General features: G+C 51.0%; 4 protein-coding genes. All 4 read left to right on the top strand.

Going from position 1 to position 5819, the window contains the following annotated elements:
• The first annotated feature begins 382 nt into the window (after positions 1-382).
• Positions 383-1090: a hypothetical protein gene (locus WCO51_08915; protein ID MEI6513380.1), complete on the top strand. Its 708-nt coding sequence runs from the start codon at positions 383-385 to the stop codon at positions 1088-1090.
• 207 nt (positions 1091-1297) lie between these two features.
• Positions 1298-2095 carry a sugar phosphate isomerase/epimerase family protein gene (locus WCO51_08910; GenBank protein MEI6513379.1) on the top strand — a complete coding sequence of 266 codons (798 nt, stop codon included), beginning with the start codon at positions 1298-1300 and terminating at the stop codon, positions 2093-2095.
• A 119-nt stretch (positions 2096-2214) separates the two neighbouring features.
• On the top strand, positions 2215-4107 hold the full coding sequence (locus tag WCO51_08905; protein MEI6513378.1) for a family 10 glycosylhydrolase: 1893 nt from the start codon (positions 2215-2217) through the stop codon (positions 4105-4107).
• Between the two features lie 25 nt (positions 4108-4132).
• Positions 4133-5819 (top strand): dienelactone hydrolase family protein (locus WCO51_08900; GenBank protein MEI6513377.1); only part of this gene is annotated, 1687 nt, incomplete at its 3' end.

Here is a 5819-nt window from a genome sequence, read left to right as displayed (position 1 = left end):
CGCTCTGAATGACACAACTTTGTTGTGTTGGGGTGGGGTGTGTAATCAGCGTCATGTATCCCCTCAACCCAGCGGGGGAGTTTGGCACAACCCCATACTCGCAAAGCGTGTCATAAAGGGGGCAAGGGGGCAAAGCCCCCTACACCGTCAGGTGTCATTCAGAGGCGAAGCCGTGGAATCTGTCTGATAGACAAAAAGCTGCATAGTATTGCCTTAGGCCGAAGCATATCCATCCCAGGTAGATTCTTCACTTCCTTCAGACTAACACCCCTGCGAGGTGTTAGTCATTCGAACCCACACCCTCCAGAAACTACCGGGGGTTGCCGATGATTGGGATTGCCTTTGTAGTACAAAATATCAATTTTACCGGAGAGTGTAAATCATGGGGAAAGTTGCCCTGAATGCATTTATGAGCAAGGTCTCGGGGAAGGTTGGAACCGCGGTCTTTGCTGACACTAAAGAAGGCATCGTGTTGAAGCAGTGGGTTAGCCCGTCTAATCCCAGTACCCCGGCGCAGGTTGCTGTTCGCGCAAACTTGTCGAAGGTTACGAAACTGTTCAAGAATTTCTCGCCAACCCAGAATGCGGCATGGAAAGGGTATGCTCAGACATGGAATGAAACCTCTGAGACGACCGGCAAGGTCTTTAACCTTTCTGCCATTAGCGCGTTTGTAAAGCTGGGGACTAAGTTCCTGCAGGTCAATCCCACCGGCACAGTCCCTACGACCCCGCCGTTGACTGTCTTTACGGGCGATGCCCTCACCGTCACCACGACCAGCAACACTGGTGTGATTACCTTTACCGCGTCCGGTGCGAATGCCACGAACGTGAAGACGGAACTACTCATTCAAAAGCTGAACTCCCTCAACTGTGTACCCTCCTCTAACGGATACCGCAGCAAGGGTTTCTTCGCATTTACCGCCGGTACGCTCACGACAAACGTGACTTTGCCGAACGGTGTGTATGCGACAGGCTATCGGTTTGTGAATACAGTGACCGGCCAGGAAACAGCGGTAGTACCTCTCACGATCGTTCCCCTCCTCGCTGTTACAGCGGGTGGTAAGGGCAAGGACGTCGAAAAGGCCGCTTAGACGAGTTCGTTTCTATAGATGATATTTATTCGTATTGGCAGGGTTTATTTATGCCCTGCCTTTTTTGATGTGTGGGTAGAAGGGCGCTTGCCCACTATAATGCGGATAAACCGTCACGTATCTGTAGCATTTTGCTTTGGTGGGAAGGTTTAATTGGCTTTGGTTTGATTGTCATCTATCACTTTTATATACAGGGGGAATTTCAGAATGAGACAGCGCAAAGTTGGGGTTATGGTGGAGAGTTTCCCGATGCCGATTATGGACGGGATCAAGAAAGCGTCTGAATTGGGATTGGATGGGTTCCAGGTTTTCGTGACGGGGGGCGTGATGGCGCCCGAGAATATGACGAAGACTGGCAGGGACGATTTCAAAGCCTACGTAGCGAGCCAAGGGCTTGTAATTAGCGCGTTGTGTGCCGATTATGGCTACGGCTTCTTGGATGCCAATAAGAATGATGAGTATGTGCCGAAGTCATTAGCCTGTGTGGACTTGGCGGTTGATTTGGGTACGAATGTGATTACTACCCACATCGGGACACTACCGACGGACATGAATGATCCTAGCTACAAGGTGTGTCAGGAAGCGATGACCGTGCTGGCCAAGTATGCTGAGAGCAAAGGAATTTATTTCGCCAGTGAGACCGGCCCTGAGTGCGCTGAAGAACTTTATGCCTTCCTGAAGACTATCCCCAGCAAAGGCATCGCCGTCAACTACGACCCCGCCAATTTGGCGATGAACGGCTTCGACCACATCAACGGCGTGAGAGTACTGAAGGATTACATCGTCCATACGCATGCTAAAGATGGTGTCCAGTACTCCAAGCCCGACCGCAGCGTGCCTTCGCCATTGGAAGTGCCGTTGGGCAAGGGTAATGTCGACTTCCCCACTTATTTGGCTGTGCTTGATGAAGTGGGTTTCGATGGTTTCCTTACGATCGAACGAGAGACCGGCGAAGACCCCGCAGCAGATATTATCGAGGCAGCAGGGTATTTGCGGACACTGTAAGGATTGCAAAACCTCACCCCACATTTAGTTAAGCCAAGGCCATACCTTGCTTACCCCTCTCCGTGTCACGGAGAGGGGTCTATGTAGTAGGGAGTGAGGTTTCCGATAAGGAGTAGTTGATGGACTTAAAAGCAGTGGCGGAGTATGTGCCGAAAGGGGCTTCTAATTGCTTTCGGCAGTTGTGTCTTGATTTTAACTGGCAGACACAGTTCTTCAAGGCTCGGATGGATGAGTACTTTACCCAGTCTAGCCCAGTGGAGATCGCTGAGTTTGCCAAGGCAATTAATTTGGACGCGGTGCTGCTGCTGGCAGTGCCTCATCAGGGATTTACGACCTATGACTCCGAATTCGGAGATAAGTTTCCTACCCTTGGAAAGATGGACTGGTTTGGAGAGTGCATCGAAGAGCTTCATAAGCGCGATATTGCGGCGCTGGGGTATGTCACGATCGGTTGCAATCAGAAGTATGCTGACGAACACCCTGAATATGCTAACCCAGGGGAAGGCTTTTGGGAAAGCACTTTCGGCGGGCCGATATGCTCAAATTCACCCTATATCGACCTGGTGACCGCCTATTCAGAGGAAGTGCTTCGCAGGTTTCCTGTGGATGCATTACGCTGGGATATTCTGAGCCAGCCTAAGAAGTGTCGGTGTGAATACTGCAAGAAAGCCTATTGGGAACAGTTTGGCGAAGAGATACCGGCAGTCTTCGATGAGAGCAACTTCCCCCAATGGCATGAGTTTGCGAAGGCTACTATCAGCCGAGTTGTGTTACGCCTTCACCATGCCTGCCGCGCCGTTAAACCAAATGTGGAGACATGGCAGAACCATCTTGCATTTGGGTTAGGCGATAGCCCAGCAGATATGGATGTGGCAAGGGTGCAGGATATGTCCTATTGTGAAGGGGGCAGTCCATTTCTCCAGCTTATACTCACAGGTGTTTTGAACCTTAAAGGCACGATCGTCGGGCATCTTATCCGAACGCCGGAGCGCCGCTTGTCAGTGGCATTGGGCGCTCGTTCTTATGCTCCATTTGCGGTTGACCACAAGACCATCTTGCCGGAAGAACACGAGAAGCCCTGGTTCTACAACGACCTCGGTCCATTCTATTCGATGGTCAAGGAGATTGAGCCTTATCTGGTTGATACAAAGCCTGTGCCCTATTTGGGCTTGGTGTATTGCGAACAAACGCGCTATCGGTATCCACAATACGACCGCGCCCCTTATATTAACTTGTTGTCAGACCTTGCCTATGCTTGGCTTGGACGAAGCCAAGTGCCTCAGTTCATCAGCAACCTCGACTTGCCAAGTAATGACTACTCCAGCTACAAGCTCCTGGTACTTCCTGAGACCTGCAACTTGCAGGCTGAACAGTTAGAGGCACTGAAGGGTTATGTCGAGAAGGGTGGTCAGCTTCTTGTTATCGGCGATGCGCTGCGATATGATGCGAACGGCAAGCCATTAAGCGATTTTTCACTTGCTAGGGAGATGGGTGTTAGCTTTATTAAGAGGCATGACAATCCTGGCAATATTGAATTGCGGGGCACTGGGGTGATTGAAACGGGTCACTTCCCTGTTGTGATTAAAGCGAAAGCATTTAACGAAGTAAATGTGAAGCAGGGTGAAACGCTTATAATGGGTGAGATTGACGGTGACAAAATGCCAGTACTGCACGTCAATTCCTATGAAAAAGGGCGTATCGCCTATTTAGCCACATCTGATAATATATCGCTCATCCAAGCCGCCGCCTATTCGCTGATCGGGCATCTGCAAATGAAAACGAGTGAGAATAAGCAAGCAGTAGTGACCCGTCAGGAGAAAGAAGGTCGATGGATACTGCACCTGATCGACGATGGCGACATGACGGTGCAACTTGACAGCCGATATTGCAGCGCTTCGCAGGTAGTTGGTCAATATCCTTCTGGTTGGAGCTATCAGGCGGAGATGACGCCGTTGGGGTTGAAGATTAAAGCTGGCGATGACAGTAAAGACCGACTATTAGTTTTAAAATGAGACACGAATTCATAAGGAGTATAAGATGCATAAAGACGCTTACATAATGCCATATCTGAACGCACAGGCGAGGGTGCTAGGGGCAAAACTTCCTATGTTGCCGAAGGATATTAAGACATGGGAAGCTCGCCGACAGGTGGTTCGAGCCGAATTAGCGAAGGCTTTAGGCCTGCCTGAGCGAGAGCCGATGAAGGCACAGATTACCAACACCTACGAGAAGGACGGACTGATCTGGGAAGATGTAGACTTCCTGTGGGCAGATCATACCTTTGTTTCAGGGCGTGTGATGCGACCCAAAGATGTGAAAGGCAAGTTACCGACGATTGTTTCGCCTCCGGGTTGGCTGTATGGGCTAGGCTCTGGTGTGGACTTTTGTGAGCACATGGCTAAGCAGGGCTATTTGGTGATGATTGTCGACGACCCGCGTGTGAATAAGCGTCAAAATGCTTTCGCAGGGCAATATGGGGTTGCGGCGTCCGCCGGCACACAGGCGATGGGTATTCAGGTCTTCGACAACCTGCGCGCTCTCGACTATGTGCTCACCCGTGATGATGTTGATCAGGGACGGATTGGTGTGTGCGGTCTATGCCAAGGATCAGAGCAAACATGGCTTGCAGCAGCGCTCGATGACCGTTTCCAAATGGCCATTCCTGTCTGCGGAACCACGACTTACGAAACCTGGGCTTGCATGCCATTTGAACAGGAAGTTTCGCTTTCCGACCCCTCCCCGTGGGTGTGGGGCATTCTCCAGCACACCGATTGGCATGAGATAGCCGCCTGCATCGCTCCTCGGCCAGTATTAATCGTGAGTAATTCCGGCGATGGCTGGTGGCCTTTGGAAGGTTATAATAAAGTTACTGATACGCTCGAAGTAGTTTTCGGCATGTATGGCGTTCCCGACAAGTTCCAGCACATCCGCCGATTAGAGTGTCACGACTTTATGCCGTTCATCAAAGAGATTGACGCTTGGTTTGATAAGTACCTCAAAGGACTGCCGCCATCTCATGCCGCTCCCTTGCCCTGCGGCAAAGTAGACAAGCAGAATTTCAGCATGATCCAGCACTTCGCAGAACAGATGGCGAAGAACGCCAAGCCACTCCCAACAACACTTGACAAATGGAATATGGAGCGCGATAAGGCGCTTGGTTGGTTGCGTGAGAACTATGTTTTCATGGGCGATAAGCTGGGTGATACGGTGGGACTGTACCTTCAGGCAGAAGAAAGTCTTTGCTGCGAGATAGTAGCTATTCCCATGAACGAGAAGCTCAAGTGTATGCTCCAAGTACGCTACCTCAAGGCAAACACCGGTAAGAAGATGCCGACTGTCATCGTATCGGGCGAGAGCAACCGTAGTGTCAGTTGGACTTGCGAGTGCGTGTCGAAAGAGCTTGCCATGCAAGGCTATCTTGTCGCAACTCCTGAACATATGCATGGATGTGAACGACTGGTAGACCTTTACGGTGTGGGGGACTCGGTAGACATCCCACCGCTTGCCATTCGCCTTTGGGACGACATGGCGACAGTGGAGTACTTACTAGGACGCTCTGATGTCGACGCAAAATGCCTGACAATAGTGGGGACCGGTATTGGCGCGGTAGATGCCTGCATGACGGCTGCCCTTGACGAAAGAGTAGCTGCAGCAGCATGTCTTGGCGGTGCAACGACAATGCAGGACTGGGCAGCGCATAGCGCTGAGTTCTTCCATCATGATG

The organism is bacterium (assembly GCA_037131655.1).
Taxonomy (GTDB): domain Bacteria; phylum Armatimonadota; class Fimbriimonadia; order Fimbriimonadales; family JBAXQP01; genus JBAXQP01.
The sequence above is the reverse complement of the archived record's forward strand: the minus strand, read 5'-3'. Positions and strand labels throughout refer to the sequence as shown.